The sequence below is a fragment of the Guyparkeria sp. WRN-7 genome (assembly GCF_001641825.1).
GTDB lineage: Bacteria > Pseudomonadota > Gammaproteobacteria > Halothiobacillales > Halothiobacillaceae > Guyparkeria.
In genome coordinates this window covers 165,894-186,985 of sequence record NZ_LRFH01000014.1, presented here as the reverse complement: position 1 = coordinate 186,985, position 21,092 = coordinate 165,894, and the positions used below count along the sequence as shown (strand labels likewise).

The window sequence follows — 21,092 nt, the reverse complement described above, 5'->3', positions numbered from 1 at the left end:
GGGTGCCCCTCAGGCCTGCGTGGTAGGGCGGAAGCCGACCTCGCGGAACTCCTCGTACAGGCTGACGGCGAAGCTGTCGGTCATCCCCGAGATCATGTCGGTCAGCAACTGCGCCTCGCGGTAGCGGATCGGCATCGGGTTGCCCGGCGATTCGAACACCCGCCGGTAGTTCTCGGAGATGCGCTGATAGAGGTAACCGGCAAGCGGCGTGGCGCGCGGACTGGCCGGGTCGTTACGCTCTTCGCGACGGGTGATCGCATACCAGAAGGCATCCATCAGGCCGTGGATCACGGTCAGGCCGGTCAGCTCGACGCGCAGCACCGACTTGTGCCGGTAGGCATGCTGCCAGTTGCAGGCCTTGAGCGCGGCCAGCAGCGGGCCGCCGCGCGAGGCATCCACCAGCTCGCGGCCGAAACCGTCCTCGGCCATCGCCGGCAGCGACTCGATGAACACCTCGCCGATCGCCTCCATCAGCGCCCCGATGGCACGGATGCGGAAGGTCTGCATCGAGATGTCGTTGAGCTCGTCCGGCGAGAGGCGCTCCTGGCGATAGGCCTTGTGCTCGGCCGCCGCCGCATCGCAGACCGCCACAACCACCGGGTCGTCCGGCGCTTCGTGGCGCAGGAAGGCGATGGTATCGGAAAACGACAGCAGCCCCTTCTTGACCGCATCCTCGGCGTCCAGCACCGAGTAGGCGATGTCGTCACAGGCCTCCATGACCCAGGTCAGCGGATGACGCTGGCCGGGCGCGAGTCCGGTGCCTTCCCAGACCTCGTCCATCAGGGCACGCTCGGACTGGAAATAGCCGTGCTTCTTGTGGGTGACGCGGTCGCGGTCGGTCTGGTCGCTGGCCACCGGGTACTTCACCAGCGCGGCCAGCGAGGCGAGCGTCAGGTTCAGGCCGTAGTCGTCGTTGATCAACTGCAGCTTGGTCAAGAGGCGCAGCGTCTGGGCGTTGCCCTCGAAGCGCAGGAAATCCTGCTTCATCGCCGGGGTCAACGCCGGGTCGTCGTCGAGCACCTCGTCACGATTGATCTCGAACCAGCGGGCGATCGCATCCTCGCCCTGGTGGCCGAAGGGCGGATTGCCCAGATCGTGGGCCAGGCCGATGGTCGCCAGCAGGGCCGGCACGTCACGTTTCGCCTCGGGCAGACCGTCGGCGATCCCCTGGTTGAACACCAGGTCGATGCCGACCGAGCGGGCCAGGTTGGCCACCTCGTGCGAGTGGGTCAGCCGGGTGCGCACGCTGTCGGAGCGGTCGAGCGGGAACACCTGGGTCTTGTCGGCCATGCGTCGGACCGGGGTGGAGAAAAGCACCCGGTCGTAGTCGCGCTCGATCGCAGTGCGGGGCTGATCGTGGGGACCGCTCTGGCCGCTGCCGGGACGGCGCCGCCCCGGGTTGAGCCAGCGGCGCCAGTGGCTGTCGAGATCCTGCCTCATGACGGTTCCTTGGTGGAATGGAATGAGTCGCGACCCCCGGCAACCGCCTCGCGGTTCTGCTAGCCTCTTTGAGCCGAACCGAGGCCCGATACGACTCGAGCGCCCGTGTTCGACCGGCGGCGACAGGGAGTCGAACAACCGCTGGACCAAGCATAACCCCATACCCGCCGCAATCCACCAGACGACGGAACGTGCCCCGGGCGATCGCGGCGGTCAGAACTACCGCAGACGAATATCGAAGAGGGCACCACCATGAACACGACCATCGGAGTGATCGGCCTGGGGCTGATGGGCACCGCCATGGCTCGCCGGCTGGCCGAAGAGGGCTGGCCGGTCGTCGGCTACAACCGCCACCCGCGCGAAGTCGAGGGCATCACCACGACCGGCAGCCTCGCCGAGACGGCCGAGCAGGCGGACACCCTCTGGTTGATGGTCAGCGACTTCCAGGCCTGTCGCGAGGTGATCGACTCGCTGGGCGAGGCCGGCATCCGCGATCACGTGGTAATCAACAGCTCCACCATCGCCCCGGAAGAATCCGCCGAGATCGCCCGCCGCGTCGAGGCACTTGGCGGCGAATACCTCGAGGCACCCGTGCTCGGCTCGATTCCGCAGGCGAAGACGGGCACCCTGCAACTGCTGCTGGGCGGCTCGGAGGAACTGGTCGATCGGCTGGACGAGATATTGCGCGCCCTGGGCACGCCGACCCACTTCGGGGCGATTCGCAGCGGCGCCGGTGCCAAGCTTGCCTTCAACCAGCTGATCGGCTCGCTGACAGCCGCGTTCTCGATGAGCCTCGGGCTGGTGCAGCGCGAGGGGGTCGACGTCGACAAGTTCATGGCCACGCTGCGCGAGTCGGCGCTGTATGCGCCCACCTTCGACAAGAAGCTCGACAACATGCTCGACCACTCCTTCGAAAAGGCCAACTTCCCGCTCAAGCACCTGCTCAAGGACATCCGCCTGTTCACGCAAAGCGCCTGTGGTCAGGGCATCGACACCCACCTGCTGATCGGGTTGCAGCACGTGCTCGAGGAAGGGGTCTACGCCGGTCACGGCAACCATGACTACTCGGCCCTGTTCGAAAGCGTGGTGCGCGACAACGCGACGACGCACTGATCGGAACGGGCGGCCAGCGAGGCGACTCAACAAGGGTCCGGCAAGCGGGTACAATGCGCGGTTTCCGCACCGCTCGCCCACGGCGGGCGGTCGCTGCCATCCATCGCTGACAAACCGGATATCCCCATGAGCCATCATGCCGTCAAGCCGCGCCGCGCCCTGCTGAGCGTTTCCGACAAGACCGGAATCCTGGGACTGGCCCAGGGCCTGCACGCCGCCGGCGTCGAACTGCTGTCCACCGGCGGCACCGCCCGCCTGCTGCGGGAGAACGACGTGCCGGTGCGCGAGGTCAGCGACGTGACCGGATTCCCGGAAATCATGGCCGGCCGGGTCAAGACCCTGAACCCGCTGATCCACGGCGGCATCCTCGGTCGCCGCGGCACCGACGACGAAGTGATGGCGACCCACGGCATCACGCCGATCGACCTGGTGGTGGTCAACCTCTACCCGTTCGCCCGCACCGTGGCCGACCCCGACTGCGACCTGCCCACCGCCATCGAGAACATCGACATCGGCGGCCCGGCGATGGTTCGCGCCGCGGCCAAGAACCACAACGACGTGGCGATCGTGGTCAACCCGGCCGACTACGAGACCGTGCTTGGGGAAATCCAGGGCGACGGTATTTCCATGGCCACCCGTCAACGACTGGCCGGCGCGGCCTTCAGCCACACCGCCCAGTACGACGGCATGATCGCCGACTACCTCGGCCGCCAGTTCAACGACAGCGAGTTCGCGCCCACCTGGCACCTGCCTCTGACCAAGTCGATGGACCTGCGCTACGGCGAGAACCCGCACCAGAACGCCGCCTTCTACGTCGAACCGGACGCCGCGCCGGGCACACTCGCCCGCGCCCGTATCGTTCAGGGCAAGCCGCTGTCCTTCAACAACCTGGCCGATGCCGATGCCGCACTCGAGTGTGTCAAGCAGTTCGACCGACCGGCCTGCGTGATCGTCAAGCACGCCAACCCCTGCGGCGTGTCCACCAGCGACGACATCACCACCGCCTACGAGCGTGCCTTCGCCACCGACCCGACCTCGGCCTTCGGCGGCATCATCGCCTTCAACCGTCCGCTGGACGCGCACACGGCACGCGCGATCATCGATCGACAGTTCGTCGAAGTGATCATCGCCCCCGAGATCGGCGACGAGGCGGCAAACGAACTGGCCGCCAAACCGAACGTCCGCGCGCTGGCGATCGACGACTGGTCGGTCAAGCCGGCGCCGGGCATGGACTTCAAGCGCATCGGCGGCGGGCTGCTGGTGCAGGACTTCGACCACGGCGTGATCGGCGAAAAGGACCTGAAGATCGTCACCAAGCGCAGCCCCGACGAGGCGGAGATCCGCGACCTGCTGTTCGCCTGGCAGGTGGGCAAGTTCGTCAAGTCGAACGCCATCGTCTACGCCAGCGACGAGCAGACCATCGGCGTGGGCGCCGGTCAGATGAGCCGCGTCTACTCGGCACGCATCGCCGGCATCAAGGCCGCCGATGCCGGCCTGCCGGTCAAGGGCTCGGTGATGGCATCCGACGCCTTCTTCCCGTTCCGCGACGGCATCGACGCGGCGGCAACGGCGGGCATCAAGGCGGTCATCCAGCCGGGCGGTTCGATGCGCGATCAGGAGGTGATCGACGCGGCCGACGAGCATGGCATCGCCATGGTCTTCACCGGCATGCGCCACTTCCGCCACTGAGCAACCCGGCGGCGCCGGCAACGAAAAAGCCCCTCGACCGAGGGGCTTTTTTCATGGGCAGGGCAGACGGGACAACCCGTTCAGGCGAACGGATCGAAGCGCTCCTCCTGCCGGCGGCGATGGCGCTTGAAATCCAGCTCCAGCGACTTCAGTGCCGTGTGCTCGTCGACCGGGCCCGCCTCGCGACGTTCGAGCTCGGCACGCGCCTCGTCGAGCAGGGTGCGCAATTCGCGCCAGTGCAGCCGATCCAGATCCATCATCCCGATCAACCCGTCGCGCTGATCACGCTGTGGGTGTGATGACCGCGGCGGACGAAACGCTGGGTGCGCACGCTCGGATCGTGGTAGTGCGAGCTGACCGCGAGGGTGTCACCCACCTCGACCAGCACCAGCCCGCGACCGGGCCGCTCGTCCCAGGCGCCGCAATCGATCCACAGGCGGTTGCCGTCGCGCACCGGCTGATCGGTGATGGTGTGACCGGCAATCACCCAGTCGATACCCTCGACACTGCGCTCCGGCTTGCGACCGCCCAGCACCTCCTTGAGCTGCGAGCGACCCCAGAGCAGCGGGTCGAGTGAGGTATCGATGCCCGGGGTGCCCCAGTAGTTGAGCTTCTTGACGCGCTCGAGGCGGGCGATGTTCTGGTCCCAGTCCCACAACGGCAGTTCGGCGTGCACGACGCCCACGGCAGCCGGGCCATTGCCCACCTGGATCATCAGCGGCATCTGACTGATGAGGTTCATCACCTCGGTGATCAGATCGTCCCACTTGTCGTCGTTGAGCTTGTCGTAGGACTCGAGCAGCCAGCCGGAGCCCATGGACTCGAGGTCGGCACGCTGCGCGTCGGTGAGGCAGCGTTCGGCCAGGGGGAGACGGTGATCGGCCAGCACGCGCTCGTGGTTACCGGCCACGGAAAAGAACCACGATTCGCCCAGCAGACGCAGGGTGCCGAGCGAGTCCTCGCCGAAATCGACCAGATCGCCAACGGCGATCACGCGATCGCGATCCGGGGAAAAATCGTGCTTTTCCAGAATCTTTTCCAGCAGCGGACGGCTGCCGTGCAGATCACCGACGATGAAATCCCGACCCCGCCGGTTTTTCACTAGCTGTTTGAATAACGTCATGTAAGCAACAACGCCTGCGCCATGGGCAGGGTGCCCCATGGACGATTGGTTCGGTCGATTGGCCGTCCGGAACACGTTCTCGCCCGGCTTCCGGAGAAAACGGAGCGAATCGGGGACGGGGCAGGCGAATGGCCTGCGAATCGGATGGCCGATATGTTCGCTAAAAAATAGCGTCAGGTCAATAGCTTGGCCGGTCCATCGGGAAAAGTCGGTTTAACCCAAGCGACCTTGATACCCCCATCGGATATTTGACCGACCGTTCGGCTGCGGTTTTGGGAAATCCGGCGTATGCTGGCCGGCGGGTTAAGCATTTCATCTGAAAATGAAAACAAAAAACCGAAAAAACGGATAACCCACTGGATATCAGAGAACCCCAAGGAGGAATTCACCATGAGCATCCGTTCCCTTTTCCATCGCACCGGCCTGGTACTGGCCGCGGCACTCGCTTTCGGCACGACTGCCCATGCCCATACCGACAACCAGGAGGCCATCGAGGCCGTTGGCGGTAACACGTTGGCCCAGGAACACCTGGTGTTGCAGATCACCGAAAAGGATCCGGTTCGCCAGAACCTGATTCTCAACGTTGCCAACAACGTGATGAAAGCGCGCGGCGGCCCGGACCAGATCGATGTCGAAGTCGTTGCCTTCGGCCCGGGTATTACCCTCCTGTTCGAGGACAACAAGCAGGCCGATCGCATCCAGTCGCTGGCCCAGCAGGGCGTACGCTTCTCGGCATGCAAGAACTCCATCGCCGGCGCCACGCGCAAGATGGGTCACGCACCGGACATGAATGATTCCGCCCAGCCGGTGGACGCGGGCATTGCCCGCCTGCTCGACCTGGTCGATGCCGGGTACGTGCTGGTTCGCCCGTAACCCGCAACCCCCATCCAATGGCCGACGGCCCCGACCTCCCAGCGAGGCCGGGGCTTTTTTTTGCCCCGCCGTGACGCCATCACTGCAAAGGCGGAGCGGCCGGGCGTATCATCGGACAAATGAGCCATCTACCGACCGAGCAACCCGTGTCCGATCTCGACGAAATCACCCCCGATGCCGAACTGATCGATCGACTGGCCGCCAACGCGACCGGCGGCGATGTGGATCAGGAACAGTTGCGCTACGTGCTGCGTTGCAGCCCGTTCATCCAGCAAAGTCTCGCCGCCGAACCGGCCATTCTCGACTACGTCCTGTCCGGCTGCGACGACGGATTCCTCGGTGACGGCATCGAGAAGCGGTTTTCGGGCTTGTCCGGTTCCCGCGAAGAGCGACTGGCACTGGATGCCACCGACTTTGGTCGCGAGCTGCGCCGATTGCGACGCCGGGAAATGATCCTGATCGCCTGGCGGGATCTGCTCGGCATCGACGACACCGACGCGACCCTGCGCTCGCTCTCGCGGCTGGCCGACTTCTGTGTGGCCGAGGCGCTCGTCTATCACGAACACCACCTGCAGAGACGCTTCGGCCAGCCGCGCGATCCGGAAGGCAACCCGGTCGGACTGGTCGTCGTCGGCATGGGCAAGCTCGGCGGGGACGAACTCAACTACTCCTCGGACATCGACCTGATCTTCGCCTACGCCAGCGAAGGCGAGACCGACGGACGCAAGACCCTCAGCAACGCCGAGTACTTCATCCGCCTGGGACAGCGGCTGATCCGTTCGCTCGACGAGGTCACCGGCCACGGCTTTGTCTTCCGGGTCGACATGCGCCTGCGGCCCAATGGCGACGAAGGGCCACTGGCGATGAGCTTCGACGGCCTGGAAATCTACTACGCGACCCAGGGACGCGAATGGGAACGCTACGCCTGGATCAAGGCGCGCGTGATCGCCGGCGACTTCACGGCCGGTGACGAACTGATGAACATGCTGCGGCCGTTCGTCTTCCGTCGCTATCTCGATTTCGGCGCGTTCAGCCAGCTGCGCGAGATGAAGCGGCTGATCGAGCGGGAGATGACCGATGCGGCCATGCACAACAACATCAAGCTGGGTCCCGGCGGCATCCGCGAGATCGAGTTCATCGGCCAGCTGTTCCAGCTGTTGCGCGGGGGGCGTGAGCCGGAACTGCAGGGACGACGCCTGATCCCCGTGCTGCGGATCCTCGCCGAGATGGGCGAACTCGAGGCGCACACGGTGGCCGACCTGAGCGAGGGCTACGACTTCCTGCGCCGCGCCGAGAATCGCCTGCAGATGCTCTACGACCACCAGACGCAGACATTGCCGGACAACAAGTTCGACCAGCTGCGCCTGGCAATCGCGATGGAATTCGACGACTGGGGCTCCTTCCTCTGGGCCCTGGACCAGCACCGGGAACGCATTCACGGGCATTTTTCCCAGGTATTGCGGCTACCCGACGAGGGTGACGACGACGAGGATCCGCTCGAACGGGTCTGGAACGGACTGGGTGACAAGGCGGATCGCGTGGCGATTCTCGAACGCCACGATTTCGAGGAGCCGGCGACGCTCGAACGCCACCTGTCGGCCTGGCGTGACACGCAAGGCCCGGCCATCAACGGCACCGTCGCCCAACGACTCGACCAGCTGATGCCGGACCTGCTGCGCGATATCAGCGAATACCGTGACCAGGTTGCGGTGCTCGCGCGCATGCTCGACCTGCTCGCCGCGATCCTGCGTCGTTCGGTCTACGTGGCCCTGCTGATCGAGCAGCCGCAGGCACGCCGGCAGCTGGTCCGGCTGGTGCACGGAAGCCCGTGGATCGCCGAACTGCTGACCCAGCATCCCATTCTTCTCGACGAACTGATCGATCCGGAAACGCTCTACGCACCGCCCGACAAGGCCCAACTGGCGCACGAGCTGAACGAACTGCTGGCCAAGTGTCCGGACGACGAGGAACGCAGCCTGGACGAACTGCGCCGGTTCAAGCAACTGGCGACCCTGCGGGTGGCCGCGGCCGACGTGGTCGGCGCCCTGCCGGTGATGCGCGTTTCCGATCAGCTCACCTGGATCGCCGAGGTCATTCTGGAGGCCGTCTACGAGCGCACCCGCGCGCAAGTCGAACGTCGCCACGGCCAACCGCAGGCGCTGGATGCATCCGGCAACCCGTTCACGCCGGGGCTGGCAATCATCGGCTACGGCAAGCTGGGCGGGATCGAGTTGGGCTACGGCTCGGATCTCGACCTGGTATTCCTGCACGATTCCACCGACCGCGAAGCGGTCACCAATGGCGAGAAGTCGGTCGACAACAGCCTGTTCTTTGCCCGGCTGGCACAGAAGATCATCCATACCCTGAGTATCCGAACCCCGGCCGGCGTGCTTTACGAGGTCGACACGCGACTGCGCCCCGACGGCGTGGGCGGCCTGCTGGTCTCGTCGGTCAATGCGTTCGCGCAATACCAGTCCGAAAACGCGTGGGTGTGGGAGATACAGGCGATGTGCCGCGCGCGCTTCGTCGCCGGTACGGAGCGGGTCGGCGAGTCTTTCGCCGCCATCCGGCGCGACGCACTCACGCAGCAACGCGACACCGACCAGCTGCGCGAGGCCGTCGTCGGCATGCGGCGCAAGATGCGGGACAACCAGACCCGGACGCCCACCGGCTTCTTCCACCTAAAGCGGGACATCGGTGGCATCACCGATATCGAGTTCCTGGTGCAGTATCTGTTGCTTCGCCACGCCCACGAATCGCCCGGCATCCTCGCGTTCACGGACAACATCCGGCAGCTGGAATCGCTCGACGAGGCTGGACTGATCGACACCGAGGCGGCCGAGGCACTGACGCAGGCCTATCGCAACCTCCGGGATGCCGGGCATCATCAGGCATTGATGGGCTGCCGCTCGGTCGTCGACGCCCAGGACTTCGAGGAGGAGCGCGAGGTCGTCATCCAGCAGTGGCAGGCGCTGATGGGCTGCCTGCCACCGGGAGCCGATACGGACGACTAGATCAGCTTGCAGGCGTGCCCTGATCGAGTTCCAGCACTACCGGCGCATGATCGGAGGGCCGCTCCCAGCGGCGCGGTTCGACATCGATCCGGCAGGCACTGGCTTTCGCGCGCAGTGCTTCGCTTATGAGGATCAGATCGATACGCAGGCCACGATTGCGACGGAAATTCGCCTGCCGGTAGTCCCACCACGAGAAGGCATTCTCGGGCTGATCGAACAGACGGAAGGCATCGATGAGGCCCGTCTCCAGGATCCGGTCGAGGGCGTCACGCTCCGGCGTGGAACAGAGGATGCGCTCCCGCCAGGCCTCCGGGTCGTGGACGTCGGCATCGCCCGGTGCGATGTTGAAGTCGCCCACCACCACTCGCTTGTCGTACCGGCCCGCCTCTTCGGCAAGCCAGCGCGTCAGCGCCGCAAGCCAGTCGAGCTTGTACTGGTACTTCTCGGAACCGACCGCCTCGCCGTTGACCACGTAGAGATTGATCACGCGCAGGTCGCCGAAGGTCGCGGCGATCACGCGGCGCTGCGGATCGTCGAACCCCGGGATGTCGGTGACGATGTCCGTGGGCTCGGGCCAGTCGGCCGGATACATCCAGGCGACGCCATTGTAGGTCTTCTGGCCGTTGGCAATAATTCGATAGCCGGCGGCCTCGACCTTGTCGCGATCGATCGCCTCGTCGAGCTGCTTGAGCTCCTGCAGCCCGAGCAGCGTATCGGGCTGTTCCTCGAGCCACTGCAGCACCTGGGGTTGGCGGACCTTGAGGGAATTGACGTTCCAGCTGGCGATGTTCATCGGGCGATGCCTTGGACGTGACCGGTTGAATGAATCCGGAGCCATTTTCGCAAAAACCGCCCCCGAGGTGGTCGGCCGGTTCAGATCAGGCTGCGGGTACCCTGGGCGATCAGCCAGAAGACGAACAGCAGCAGCGCGCCGGCGATGAATGCGCCGGCCTTGAAGGTCTTGCGACGCACCAGATTTTCCTGCGGCAGTCCGGAGATGATGAACGGATCGCCGTTGTCCGGACGTCGCATCAGGTGCACGACATTGTTTCCGGTCGCCCGTTCCCGGTCGGCCTCGCCCACTTCCTGTTGCGCCTGAGCCCGCGCCAGTCGCATCGCCCACGACCACTCGCGTTCGGAAATCTCGCCGTCACCATCCAGATCGAAACGCTGTCGCGCCGCCTCGTCGGTCTTCCATTCGCGCAACAGGTCCAGGCGCCGTTGTTCGACGGCATCGCTTTTGCCGCCGCCGATATTGCCGTGGCCACGGGTTTCCAGCCAGCCGAGCACGTAGAGCGGGTGATCGGGCAGCAGCAGGTTCTCGGTGTAGCGATGGGTCTCGCCACCGAAGCCGACGAAGCTGCCCGTCGACCAGCTGCGGCGCCCGCCGCGCTCGCGCCAGCGTCGCCGCGAATGGGGAATCACTCGGGCATGATCCGGATCGACGAACGCCTCGCCGGTATCGTCATCGACCCGAAAGACCGCGTCGCTGCGACGACGTTCCACGGTCACCCACCGGCGGTTCTTGCCGCTCGATTCCAGTCGCTCGATGCTCATCTCGAACCACAGGCAGGGCGTGAACGATAGCGGCGAGTAGAGCGGATGCTCGTCGACCGCGAGGCCAGTGCCCTCGATCTCGTTGAAGCCCTGGGCGGCGGAACGCAGCCGGGCCGTGGGGGTATGGGCGATGATCCGTGCCCGGATCAGGGTGCGAAAGCCGAGAAAGAGAAAGACGGCGGTGAGAATCGCGGATCCCGCCCAGAGGACGAGATAGAACCCCGGGTCCAGCCCGGTCAGCCAGTCGCGCAAGGCATCGAGCATGGCAATGACGGAAGGAGGACGCCCGGCGTGATCAGCCGAACAGCGTCTTCATGTCGACGTCTTCCGTGGTCTTGCGATCGAATTCCAGCAGGCGGAAGGCACGGAAGCGGAACAGCTGCGCGACCATGACGTCGGGGAACTGCTCGATGCGGATGTTGTTGGTATTGACCGCGGCGTTGTAGAACTCGCGCCGGTCGGCGATCTCGTTCTCCAGCCCGGTAATGCGCTGCTGCAGATGCTGGAAGGTTTCGTTGGCCTTGAGCTCCGGGTAGGCCTCGGCCACCGCGAACAGATTGCCCAGCCCCAGGCGCAGGCTCTGCTCGGCACCGCCCAGGGCGGCAACATCACCGCGCTGCTGCGCGTCGTTGACCGCCGCACGCGCCTCCATGACACGCTCGAGCGTATCGCGCTCGTAATGCATGTACTGGCGAGCAGTCTCGACCAGCTTGGGCAGCTCGTCGTGACGCTGACGGAGCAGCACGTCGATGTTCGACCAGGCCTGCGAGACGTTGTGCTTAAGCCGCACCAGGCCGTTGTAGATCACGATCCCCCAGATGAGGATCAGCAACAGCAGGAATACGATGATCGACAGTGCGATACCCATGGTCCAGACGCCTCCTTGGCCTCCCGCGTCAGCGGGCTTGGGTTGATTCTTACCGGTCGCGTGTTACACGTCGATGTTGGACGCCGACAACGCGAATTTCTCGATGAAGTCACGCCGGGGCTCGACCAGATCGCCCATCAGCACGGTAAACACCGAGTCGGCGGCGACCGCGTCCTCGATCTTCACTTGCAGCAGGCGGCGCGTGTCGGGGTCCATGGTGGTTTCCCACAGCTGGTCCGGGTTCATTTCACCCAGACCCTTGTAGCGCTGTACCGCGAGGCCGCGTCGGCCTTCGGCCATCAGCCAGTCGATCGCCTGCTCGAAGCGCTCGATCGTCTGGCGACGCTCGCCGCGAACGACCTCGGCCTGTTCGGTGATCATGCCGTCCAGTCGTTCACCCAGATCACCCAGCATGCGGTACTCGTTGCCGTTGAAGAAGGCGGCCGGGATCGTGGTTTCATGTGAAACACCGTGCTGGCTCCGCTCGATGCGGAACACGTGGCCGTGCTCGCCTTCCTCCATCGAGACACTGTACTCCACGCCCGGATCGGCGATGGCGTTGAGCATGCCGTTGAAGTGCCCCAGCCAGCCGGCCAGGCGCGACTCGTCGTCCATCATTGCCGGGTCGAGACGACCGATCTGCATCAGTGCCTTCAGGGCGTTGATGTCGAACCGGTTGGCCATGCGCTCGATCATCGCCTGGGCGGAGAGATACTCGCGCGCCAGCGACTCGAGCCCCGGGCCGGAGATCGGCGGAATGTTCTCGCCCAGCTCCAGGCGCGCGCCGTCGACCGCCTGCTGCAGCAGGTACTGGTTCAGGGCGAGATCGTCCTTGAGGTACTGCTCCTGCTTGCCCTTCTTGACCTTGTACAGCGGCGGTTGGGCGATGTAGACGTGGCCGCGCTCGACCAGTTCGCGCATCTGGCGGTAGAAGAAGGTCAGCAGCAGCGTGCGGATGTGACTGCCGTCGACGTCCGCATCGGTCATGATGATGATGCGGTGGTAACGCAGCTTGTCGGGATCGAAATCCTCGCGACCGATGCCACAACCGAGCGCGGTGATCAGGGTGCCCACCTCGACCGAGGAGAGCATCTTGTCGAAGCGCGCCTTCTCGACGTTGAGGATCTTGCCCTTGAGCGGCAGGATCGCCTGGGTGCGCCGGTCCCGGCCCTGCTTGGCCGAGCCGCCCGCGGAGTCACCCTCCACCAGGTACAGCTCGGAGAGCGCCGGATCCTTCTCCTGGCAGTCGGCGAGCTTGCCGGGCAGGCCAGCGATGTCGAGCGCACCCTTACGGCGGGTCATCTCGCGGGCCCGGCGTGCGGCCTCGCGGGCACGCGCCGCCTCGATGATCTTCGAGGTGATCGCCTCGGCATCCTGCGGGTTTTCCTCGAGGAAATCGGCCAGGTGCTCGGCGGTCATGGACTCGACCGCGGTCTTGACCTCGGAAGAGACCAGCTTGTCCTTGGTCTGCGAGGAGAACTTCGGATCGGGCACCTTGACCGAAATCACCGCCACCAGGCCTTCGCGCCAGTCCTCGCCGGTGGTACTGACCTTGGCCTTCTTCAGGATGCCGTTGCGATCCATGTAGTCGTTCAGGGTGCGCGTCAGTGCGGTACGGAAGCCGGTCAGGTGCGTCCCGCCGTCACGCTGCGGGATGTTGTTCGTGTAGCAGAACAGGTTTTCCTGGTAGGCGTCGTTCCACTGCAGGGCGAGCTCGATGCCGACCTCGTCGCGATCGCCGGCAAGGTAGATCACGTTCTTGTGGATCGGCGTCTTGTCCTTGTTGAGGTGCTCGACGAACGCGCGGATGCCGCCTTCGTAGAAGAACGTGTCCGAGCGGCCGGTCTGTTCCTCGGTCAGGGAGATGTTGACGCCCGAGTTGAGGAACGACAGCTCGCGCAGGCGCTTGGCCAGGATGTCGTAGTGGAAGGTGACGTCGGTGAAGATCGTCTGGCTGGGCAGAAAACGGATCTGCGTGCCCGAGCGGTCGGTCGGACCGGCGTCCTTGAGCGGGTACTGCGGCTCGCCCAGGTGGTATTCCTGCACGAAGCGACGCCCCTGACGCCAGATGGTGAGATCCAGCCGGTCGGACAGCGCGTTGACCACCGAGACGCCCACGCCGTGCAGGCCGCCGGACACCTTGTAGCTGTTCTGGTCGAACTTACCGCCGGCGTGCAGGACGGTCATGATGACCTCGGCGGCCGAACGACCTTCCTCCTCGTGCATTTCGGTCGGGATGCCGCGGCCGTCGTCGGTGACCGACACCGAGCCGTCGGCATGGATCACGACCTCGATCTGCGAACAGTGGCCGGCCAGCGACTCGTCGACCGCGTTGTCGACGACCTCGAAGACCATGTGGTGCAGGCCGGTGCCGTCGTCGGTATCGCCGATGTACATCCCCGGGCGCTTGCGAACCGCGTCGAGCCCCTTGAGGACCTTGATGCTGCTGGAGTCGTAACTGTTTTCGGCGCTCATGTTTACGTCGTGTCCCTTCCTGTCGAGGCGGCCCGGCGAAGTCCGGTCCCGCCGTTCGGGGAGACACGGCCGGCGGCCGCTTCCTCCCCGTCAATCCGACGGTGTTTCAAAACCTTGTGATCATACCATTTTCCGGGCCGAACCTCTGAGCAAAGCGGAATGCCGCTTCCGTTGGTTTCGCCACCCCGGCATCAACGTTTTTCCACCCGACCGTTTTCGACCGCGAAACGGGCCTCTATGTCGCCTTCACCGTCGATCGCGTCGGGGGCGATCACGCTGACGAATACCTGGTGACCGCTTTCACCCAGGTAGTCGAGCACGCGCCGGCGATTGCCGGCATCGAGCTCCGAGGCCAGGTCGTCGAACAGCACCACGGCCGGCTCGCCGCGCACGCTGGTCCAGAGATCGAGCACCGCCAGGTGCAGCAGTACCACCAGCATCTTGATCTGACCCCGCGAGGCGACCTGGCGGGCATCGTGATCGTCCAGCGCGATACGCAGATCGGCCCGGTGAGGGCCGAACAGGCTGGCCTGCTGGTCACGTTCACGCTCGGCGCCCTGCGCCAGGGCCTCGGCAAGCTCGAGGTCCTGGCGGTAGCCGGGCAGGTAACGCAGTGTCAGCCGGCTGCCCGGCAACATGCGCTCGATCAGACCGTCGACACGGTCCTCCAGCTCGGCAAGCACGCCACGCCGGGCGGTTTCGAGTGCGCCGGCAGTCTCGCGAAACAGCTGATCCCAGGCCGGTTCCTGGCGACCGCGACGCAGCAGGGCATTGCGTTGCTTGAGCGCACGCTGGAAGTCGCGGTGGATCGAATGGAAATCGGGCCGGGCGTAGAACCCGACCCGGTCGAGGAAGCGGCGCCGGTATTCCGGCGAGCCCAGCACCAGATCGTCGGATTGCGGATGCAGGGCCAGCACCGGCAGCAACCGGGCCAGCTCGCTCAGCCGCGTGACGTTCTCCTGGTCGATACGCAGGGTCATGCTGCGACGGTCGCGCTGCAGCGCCAGCCGGTGGGCGCCGCCGGCCGAACGACCGTGCACCTCGGCTCGCAGCAGGAAGTCGTTCTCGCCGTGACGGATCAGCTCCGCCGGGTTGTTGCCCCGAAACGAGCGCCCGAGGCTCAGGGTATGAATTGCCTCGAGCAGACTGGTCTTGCCCGCTCCGTTGGCCCCGCTGATCAGGTTGATACCGGCGGCGGGTTCGAGATCGATCGGCTCGAGGTTACGAAACCGTTCGACATGCAGGTGCGCCAGTCGGGTCACGTCAGACCGCTTAGATCTTCATCGGCATCAGGACGTAACGGGTCCGAACGGCGCCCTCGTCGGTCGGCTGGATCAGGGCGCTGGATTCGGGTGTCTCGAAGTCCATGCGCACCTGCATGTCGTCGAGATGCGAGAGGATGGCAAGCATGTAGCTGATATTGAACGCAATTTTCAGCTCATCGCCGTGATAGTGAACCGGGATTTCCTCGCGGGAGGTTTCCTGGTCGCTGTTGACCGCCTCGATGGCCAGGCGATCCGATTGCAGGTGGTAATGCGCGCCGGCAAAGCGGTCGGTATTGAGCACGGCCGCCCGCTGAAGCACCTGCTTGAGCGTCTCGCGGTCGACGTGGACCTGCTTGCTGTTGTTCTTCGGGATGACGCGATCGTAGTCGGGGAATCGGCCGTCGATCAGCTTGCTCACCATGCGCTGCTGGGCCAGCTTCAACTCGATCTGCTGGGTGCTGACCATCAGTTCGACCGCCGATTCGTCGTCCCGATCAAGCGCGCGCATCAGCTCCATGACCATCTTGCGCGGCACGATGATGCGCAGCGTGTCGCCGACCGATTGCTGTGTCTGGGTCTCGGCCAGGGCGAGACGGTGACCGTCGGTGGCCACGCAACGGATCCGTTCCGGGCTTACCTCGAAGAGCAGGCCGTTGAGGAAGTAGCGCACGTCCTGTTGGGCCATCGAGAACTGGGTCTGCTCCAGCAGCGACCGCAGGCGGTCCTGAGGCAGGACCAGCCGGTATTCCTCGGTGGTGCCTTCCATCCGCGGGAATTCGTCGGCAGCCAGACAGGCAAGCCGGAACACGCTCTGGCCTGCCTGGACGATGACGAAGCCCTCTTCCTGACGCAGACCGATCTGCGATTCGGCCGGGATGGCGCGGACGATGTCGTGCAGCTTGCGTGCGTTGACCGTGGTCCGACCCGGTTGGCCGACCTGCGCGGGGCATTCGCTTTCCAGCTGGATCTCGAGGTCGGTGGCGGTGAGCTTGAGCTGATCGTTTTCCACCTCGATCAGGAGGTTGCCGAGAATCGGCATGGTCTGGCGTTTTTCCACCCCACCGATCACCCGGTTGATGGCGTCCAGCAAGTCGGGTCGGTTGACGGTCAATTGCATGGCTGGCGATTCCTCTAATCAGTAACAGATGTTTTTGTTCTGTTGATGATGATGAATGTGAAGCGACGGTTTTCCTTTGGATAACTGCCAAAAGTCCATTTTTATCAGATGGTTTCGCCGCTTGATAGATTCACTGAACAACGTGGGGCAGGCTGTGTACGGATTGGGACCGTTTGTGGAAAACTCGTTTTGCGTCGTTTCATCCACAGTTTTCCCAGCCGCTGTCCTGCACATGTTCCCCGGTTGTCCCCAGACGGGTGGACTCAGACGTTCAACGTATGCCGGAGCAGGTTGTAATCGTCGCTGATCTTGCTGTCCGACTCGCGCAGTTCCTCGATCTTGCGCACGGCATGCAGCACCGTGGTGTGGTCGCGTCCGCCGAAGGATTCGCCAATCTCGGGCAGCGAGTGACTGGTCAGTTCCTTCGCCAGTGCCATCGCGATCTGTCGCGGTCTGGCGATCGATCGGGTGCGGCGTGACCCGGTGAGATCCTGGATCTTGACGTTGTAGTACTTGGCGACGGTGCGCTGGATGTTGTCCAGCGTGATCATCTTGGCATGGGCCGAGATCATGTCCTTGAGCGCGTCCTTGGTCGACTCGATCGTGATCGGTCGCTTGGAGAACTGCGTGGTGACGATCACCCGTCGCAGGGCGCCCTCGAGTTCGCGGATGTTGGCCTGGATGCGTCGCGCGATGAAGAACGCCACGTCCGAGTCGAGGTCGATCCCCGACTGTTCGGCCTTGCTGTGCAGGATGGCCACCCGCGTTTCCATGTCCGGGGGTTCGACCGCCACCGTCAGGCCCCAGCCGAACCGCGACTTGAGCCGTTCCTCGAGGCCCTCGATCTCCTTCGGGTAGCGATCGCAGGTCATGACGATCTGCTTGCCCTGCTCGATCAGCGCGTTGAACGTATGGAAGAATTCTTCCTGGCTGCGCGGCTTGGTGGCGAAGAACTGGATGTCGTCGATCAGCAGCGCGTCGATGCCGCGGTAGAAATTCTTGAACTGTTCGGTGTTGTTGTTGCGGATCGCGGTGATCATTTCCTGCACGTAGCGTTCGCTGTGCAGATAGATCACGCGCCGATCGCCCTGCTGGTCGATGATCTGGTTGCCGACCGCATGCATCAGGTGGGTCTTGCCCAGACCGACACCGCCGTAGATCAGCAGCGGGTTGTAGCTGGCACCGGCGTTCGCCGCGACCTGTTGCGATGCCGCGCAGGCGAGCTGGTTGGACTTGCCCTGGACGAAGGTCTCGAAGGTGAAGCCGCGATTGAGGTTGTGCGAAAAGCCTTCCTCGTCGCTGTCGCCCGGCTCCACCGGCTCGGGTTGCGGGGGCGCGGGGGCGGCATTTCGTGGCTGGGGCTTGGGGGTTTCGGCGGGTTGCGGCGTCGGGGCGGCCTTGGGGCGGCCGGCCTCGCCGATGCGCAGGGAAACGTCCAGTTCGGGTTTCCCGGAGATTTCCCGTGCGTGCAGACGGATGCGTTCCAGAAGCTTCTGCTCGATCCAGTCGACCGCAAAGCGGTTCGGCGCCCACAGCAGCCATTGATCGTCGCTGGCCTGCTCGGCCTGCAACGGAAATATCCACATGGTCAGCTGATCGTTCGGCAGCTCCTGGGCGAGGCGATCAATGCATTGCTGCCACATTGGGAAATGCTGCATGGCGACGGTCGTTCTCCCGTGGTTCCGGTCGGCGTGGGCAAGGGAGCGATGATAACATCGCACCTCCTCGATCGACATCTTATCCACAAGATGCTCCCGGACGGCGACACGGGCGATTCCGGGTGGATTTTCGGGCGGTTCGGGACAAAAACGCGGGGTTTCCGACTGCCTGAAAGCCGGCAAATCGACGCAGGCCTTGACAAAACCCCCTGGTCCGTCAGAGTATTCGGCCCCTTTTTCAAGCGGATAGGGTCGCCTGAGTCGGCCTCGACGGCCGAACCGATCGGCCGGTCCGCGCATCAACACCTGAATCAACACTGGGACGTCGTCATGAAAAGAACCTTTCAGCCGAGCAACCTGCGTCGCAAGCGTACCCACGGCTTCCGTGCCCGCATGAAGACCCGTGGTGGTCGCGCCATCATCAACGCGCGTCGCGCCAAGGGTCGCAAGCGCCTGTCCGCCTGAGGCAGATGATTGACGCGCCGCCCGAGGCCCGCTCAGCCCGGGCCGAAAATGCCGAACCGGCCGCCGTCACTGGCGGCCGGTTTCCGCGTGCGGTGCGTCTGCTTTCGGGCCGCGATTACCAGCGGGTGATGCGCGGCCGCGACCGCATTCACACCGCGAATCTGATGCTGGCCCTGCGCTGCAACCCCGAGGGTGAGGCCCGTCTGGGGCTGGCCGTCAGCCGCAAGCGGGTCCGCCTGGCGCATGAACGCAACCGGGTAAAGCGTATCGCCCGCGAGGAGTTCCGTCTGGCGCGGGCCGATCTGCCGGGCATGGATATCGTGGTCCTGGCCAAACCGGGCGTCGATGCCCTGACCCTGCCTGACCTGCATCGCCAGATGCGTCAGGCCCTGCAGAAGGCGAGCCGGAAATGCGCCGTCTCCTGATCTTCCTGGTCAAGGGGTACCGGTTGCTGATCAGCCCGGTTTTGCCTCCGTCCTGCCGTTTCTATCCCAGCTGTTCCGAGTATGCTGTCGAGGCACTCTCGAAACACGGGGCGTTGCGGGGTGGCTGGTTGACGCTACGCCGCCTCGGTCGCTGTCATCCATTCTGTGCCGGTGGTGTCGATCCGGTACCGGACGTTCCGTCCCGATCGACCGGCTGCTGTGGTTCCGACCATGGCGCCGATTCGCCAGCCGACGCCCATCACGGGCACCAAGCCGTCCAACCGCGAGACTGAAAGACTCCCATGGAACAACGTCGCCTGATCCTGATTATTGCCCTGGGTTTCGTCCTGATCCTGCTCTGGCAAGCCTGGCTGGAGGACAATCAGCAGCCGGCCGGTGCCGCATCGGTCGCCCAGACGACCCAGGCGTCGGGCGATCAGCCGGCCACCGACCGCCCGGCGGCCGGCGGCCCGTCGGTGGGAGTGGACAAGGCGGACGTTCCCGCTGCCGGCGCGGCCGCGCCGTCCGGTGCAAGCGCGTCGACCGACCTCATCCGGGTCGAGACCGACGTCCTGTCGCTCGCCATCGATCCCAATGGCGGCGTGATCCGCGAGGCGGATCTGCTCGAGTACCCGGTCTCGCTCGACCAGCCGGACGAGCCGGTGCGACTGCTGCAGGACCGCAGTGGCTTCACCTACATCGCCCAGTCCGGTCTGATCGGCGCGAAGAATGCGCCGGCACCCGACCACCATGCCCAGTTCCAGGTGGAAAAGCCGGTCTATCGGCTCGACGACGGTCAGGAGGTCCTCGAAGTGCCGATGACCTGGGAGCAGGACGGCATCGAGGTCACCAAGACCTATCTGTTCAAGCGCGGCTCCTACGCCATCGACCTGCGCTACCAGGTGGAGAACACCACCCAGGCCGAATGGCGTGGCCAGCAGTACCGTCAGCTGACCCGATCGCCGTCTTCGCAGGGCATGCAGCTGATGTACACCTACACCGGCGGTGTCTACGCGGGCACGCCGGCCGGGGGCGGTGACCGCATCACCTACGAGAAGATCGATCTCGACGAGATGGGCAAGCTCAAGCTGCAGAAGGATCTGCAGAACGGCTGGGCCGCGATCATCCAGCACTACTTCCTCAGCGCCTGGGTGCCGGCCAATGCCGACCAGGTGAACCAGTACTACACCCTGCAGAGCCGCAACGACGGCTTTACCGTCTACAGCCTCGGCCTGATGTCGCCGGTGACCACCGTCGCTCCCCAGTCGAGCGAGACGATCGAATCGATCCTCTACGTCGGGCCGAAGATCCAGTCGAACCTCGCGCCGCTGGCGCAGGGTCTGGAGCTGACCGTCGATTTCGGCATGCTCACGTTCATCTCCGAACCGATCTTCTGGCTGCTCGACCTGTTCCACGACTGGGTCGGCAACTGGGGCTGGGCGATCGTGCTCGTCACCCTGGTGATCAAGCTGCTGTTCCTGTACCCGTCGGCGATCAGCTACCGCTCGATGGCGCGGATGCGCGCGGTCACGCCCAAGATGCAGGCCCTCAAGGAGCGCTTCGGCGACGACAAGCAGCGTCTGTCGCAGGAGATGATGAAGCTCTACCAGAAGGAGAAGATCAATCCGCTGGGCGGCTGTCTGCCGATCGTGATCCAGATCCCGGTCTTCATCGCCCTGTACTGGGTGCTGGTCGAGTCGGTCGAGTTGCGCCAGGCGCCGTGGATCCTGTGGATCAACGATCTGACCCAGAAGGATCCGTACTTCATCCTGCCGCTGCTGATGGGCGCCTCGATGTTCCTGCAGCAGAAGCTCAACCCGGCACCGGTCGATCCGATGCAGAAGAAGATCTTCCAGTGGCTGCCGGTGGTATTCACGGTCTTCTTCGCCTTCTTCCCGGCCGGCCTGGTGCTGTACTGGTTCGTCAACAACCTGCTCTCGATCGTCCAGCAGGCGATCATCACCCGTCGGGTCGAGAAGCAGATGGCGGCCAAGAAAGGGGCCTCCTGAC

Annotated in this window: 17 protein-coding genes and 1 pseudogene; 8 read left to right on the top strand and 10 right to left on the bottom strand. The window is 64.6% G+C overall.

All coding sequences use genetic code 11. From position 1 onward, the window contains the following. Window positions 1-9 precede the first annotated feature (9 nt). Window positions 10-1,440: a dGTP triphosphohydrolase gene (gene dgt / locus AWR35_RS05465; RefSeq protein ID WP_058574940.1), complete on the bottom strand. Its 1,431-nt coding sequence runs from the start codon at window positions 1,438-1,440 to the stop codon at window positions 10-12. A gap of 252 nt (window positions 1,441-1,692) precedes the next feature. Here dgt and AWR35_RS05460 point away from each other — a divergent pair, with 252 nt between their 5' ends. Continuing rightward, window positions 1,693-2,553: an NAD(P)-dependent oxidoreductase gene (locus tag AWR35_RS05460; protein ID WP_058574939.1), complete on the top strand. Its 861-nt coding sequence runs from the start codon at window positions 1,693-1,695 to the stop codon at window positions 2,551-2,553. A gap of 126 nt (window positions 2,554-2,679) precedes the next feature. Continuing rightward, complete coding sequence (gene purH / locus AWR35_RS05455; protein WP_058574938.1) at window positions 2,680-4,242, top strand: bifunctional phosphoribosylaminoimidazolecarboxamide formyltransferase/IMP cyclohydrolase; 1,563 nt, start codon at window positions 2,680-2,682, stop codon at window positions 4,240-4,242. A gap of 80 nt (window positions 4,243-4,322) precedes the next feature. Here purH and AWR35_RS05450 read toward each other — a convergent pair whose 3' ends face one another. Continuing rightward, window positions 4,323-4,502, bottom strand: coding sequence for a hypothetical protein (locus AWR35_RS05450; protein ID WP_058574937.1), 180 nt, complete (start codon window positions 4,500-4,502; stop codon window positions 4,323-4,325). 5 nt (window positions 4,503-4,507) lie between these two features. Further along, the gene (locus tag AWR35_RS05445; protein ID WP_197408139.1) at window positions 4,508-5,365 is read right to left on the bottom strand and encodes a metallophosphoesterase; all 858 of its coding nucleotides are present in this window, start codon (window positions 5,363-5,365) and stop codon (window positions 4,508-4,510) included. Between the two features lie 390 nt (window positions 5,366-5,755). Here AWR35_RS05445 and AWR35_RS05440 point away from each other — a divergent pair, with 390 nt between their 5' ends. Next, entirely contained in the window at window positions 5,756-6,238 is a 483-nt protein-coding gene (locus AWR35_RS05440; RefSeq protein WP_058574935.1) for a DsrE family protein, read from the top strand. A gap of 146 nt (window positions 6,239-6,384) precedes the next feature. Then, the gene (gene glnE / locus AWR35_RS05435) at window positions 6,385-9,252 is read left to right on the top strand and encodes a bifunctional [glutamate--ammonia ligase]-adenylyl-L-tyrosine phosphorylase/[glutamate--ammonia-ligase] adenylyltransferase (RefSeq protein ID WP_058574934.1); all 2,868 of its coding nucleotides are present in this window, start codon (window positions 6,385-6,387) and stop codon (window positions 9,250-9,252) included. A gap of 1 nt (window position 9,253) precedes the next feature. Here glnE and xth read toward each other — a convergent pair whose 3' ends face one another. The 7 genes from xth to dnaA all read right to left on the bottom strand — a co-directional run bounded on the left by xth (window position 9,254) and on the right by dnaA (window position 18,192). Next, a complete protein-coding gene (gene xth / locus AWR35_RS05430) occupies window positions 9,254-10,045 on the bottom strand; it encodes an exodeoxyribonuclease III (RefSeq protein ID WP_058574933.1) in 792 nt (263 codons plus the stop codon). A gap of 80 nt (window positions 10,046-10,125) precedes the next feature. Continuing rightward, window positions 10,126-11,073: a GIDE domain-containing protein gene (locus tag AWR35_RS05425; RefSeq protein WP_058574932.1), complete on the bottom strand. Its 948-nt coding sequence runs from the start codon at window positions 11,071-11,073 to the stop codon at window positions 10,126-10,128. 31 nt (window positions 11,074-11,104) lie between these two features. Further along, complete coding sequence (locus tag AWR35_RS05420; RefSeq protein WP_058574931.1) at window positions 11,105-11,677, bottom strand: LemA family protein; 573 nt, start codon at window positions 11,675-11,677, stop codon at window positions 11,105-11,107. Between the two features lie 63 nt (window positions 11,678-11,740). Beyond that, entirely contained in the window at window positions 11,741-14,152 is a 2,412-nt protein-coding gene (gene gyrB, locus AWR35_RS05415) for a DNA topoisomerase (ATP-hydrolyzing) subunit B (RefSeq protein ID WP_058574930.1), read from the bottom strand. Window positions 14,153-14,343: 191 nt separating this feature from the next. Further along, the gene (gene recF / locus AWR35_RS05410; RefSeq protein ID WP_058574929.1) at window positions 14,344-15,414 is read right to left on the bottom strand and encodes a DNA replication/repair protein RecF; all 1,071 of its coding nucleotides are present in this window, start codon (window positions 15,412-15,414) and stop codon (window positions 14,344-14,346) included. Window positions 15,415-15,424: 10 nt separating this feature from the next. After that, on the bottom strand, window positions 15,425-16,534 hold the full coding sequence (gene dnaN / locus AWR35_RS05405) for a DNA polymerase III subunit beta (protein ID WP_058574928.1): 1,110 nt from the start codon (window positions 16,532-16,534) through the stop codon (window positions 15,425-15,427). Between the two features lie 263 nt (window positions 16,535-16,797). Then, complete coding sequence (gene dnaA, locus AWR35_RS05400) at window positions 16,798-18,192, bottom strand: chromosomal replication initiator protein DnaA (RefSeq protein ID WP_058574927.1); 1,395 nt, start codon at window positions 18,190-18,192, stop codon at window positions 16,798-16,800. Between the two features lie 330 nt (window positions 18,193-18,522). Here dnaA and rpmH point away from each other — a divergent pair, with 330 nt between their 5' ends. From rpmH to yidC, 4 genes and pseudogenes are all read left to right on the top strand, one after another. After that, a complete protein-coding gene (gene rpmH / locus AWR35_RS05395) occupies window positions 18,523-18,657 on the top strand; it encodes a 50S ribosomal protein L34 (protein ID WP_058574926.1) in 135 nt (44 codons plus the stop codon). Window positions 18,658-18,662: 5 nt separating this feature from the next. Then, window positions 18,663-19,082: a ribonuclease P protein component gene (gene rnpA, locus AWR35_RS05390; protein WP_058574925.1), complete on the top strand. Its 420-nt coding sequence runs from the start codon at window positions 18,663-18,665 to the stop codon at window positions 19,080-19,082. Next, a pseudogene (yidD, locus tag AWR35_RS10610) lies at window positions 19,067-19,285 on the top strand (membrane protein insertion efficiency factor YidD); the annotation flags it as partial. The gene rnpA and the pseudogene yidD, both read left to right, overlap by 16 nt. A 99-nt stretch (window positions 19,286-19,384) precedes the next feature. After that, complete coding sequence (gene yidC / locus AWR35_RS05385; RefSeq protein ID WP_058574924.1) at window positions 19,385-21,091, top strand: membrane protein insertase YidC; 1,707 nt, start codon at window positions 19,385-19,387, stop codon at window positions 21,089-21,091. The last annotated feature ends 1 nt before the right edge of the window (window position 21,092 follow it).

Bases quoted from the DNA above. Each gene is read 5' to 3' on its own strand.
- dgt (WP_058574940.1), bottom strand. From the start codon at position 1,440: ATGAGGCAGGATCTCGACAGCCACTGGCGCCGCTGGCTCAACCCGGGG.
- AWR35_RS05460 (WP_058574939.1), top strand. From the start codon at position 1,693: ATGAACACGACCATCGGAGTGATCGGCCTGGGGCTGATGGGCACCGCC.
- purH (WP_058574938.1), top strand. From the start codon at position 2,680: ATGAGCCATCATGCCGTCAAGCCGCGCCGCGCCCTGCTGAGCGTTTCC.
- AWR35_RS05450 (WP_058574937.1), bottom strand. From the start codon at position 4,502: ATGATGGATCTGGATCGGCTGCACTGGCGCGAATTGCGCACCCTGCTC.
- AWR35_RS05445 (WP_197408139.1), bottom strand. From the start codon at position 5,365: ATGACGTTATTCAAACAGCTAGTGAAAAACCGGCGGGGTCGGGATTTC.
- AWR35_RS05440 (WP_058574935.1), top strand. From the start codon at position 5,756: ATGAGCATCCGTTCCCTTTTCCATCGCACCGGCCTGGTACTGGCCGCG.
- xth (WP_058574933.1), bottom strand. From the start codon at position 10,045: ATGAACATCGCCAGCTGGAACGTCAATTCCCTCAAGGTCCGCCAACCC.
- AWR35_RS05425 (WP_058574932.1), bottom strand. From the start codon at position 11,073: ATGCTCGATGCCTTGCGCGACTGGCTGACCGGGCTGGACCCGGGGTTC.
- AWR35_RS05420 (WP_058574931.1), bottom strand. From the start codon at position 11,677: ATGGGTATCGCACTGTCGATCATCGTATTCCTGCTGTTGCTGATCCTC.
- gyrB (WP_058574930.1), bottom strand. From the start codon at position 14,152: ATGAGCGCCGAAAACAGTTACGACTCCAGCAGCATCAAGGTCCTCAAG.
- dnaN (WP_058574928.1), bottom strand. From the start codon at position 16,534: ATGCAATTGACCGTCAACCGACCCGACTTGCTGGACGCCATCAACCGG.
- dnaA (WP_058574927.1), bottom strand. From the start codon at position 18,192: ATGCAGCATTTCCCAATGTGGCAGCAATGCATTGATCGCCTCGCCCAG.
- rpmH (WP_058574926.1), top strand. From the start codon at position 18,523: ATGAAAAGAACCTTTCAGCCGAGCAACCTGCGTCGCAAGCGTACCCAC.
- rnpA (WP_058574925.1), top strand. From the start codon at position 18,663: ATGATTGACGCGCCGCCCGAGGCCCGCTCAGCCCGGGCCGAAAATGCC.
- yidC (WP_058574924.1), top strand. From the start codon at position 19,385: ATGGAACAACGTCGCCTGATCCTGATTATTGCCCTGGGTTTCGTCCTG.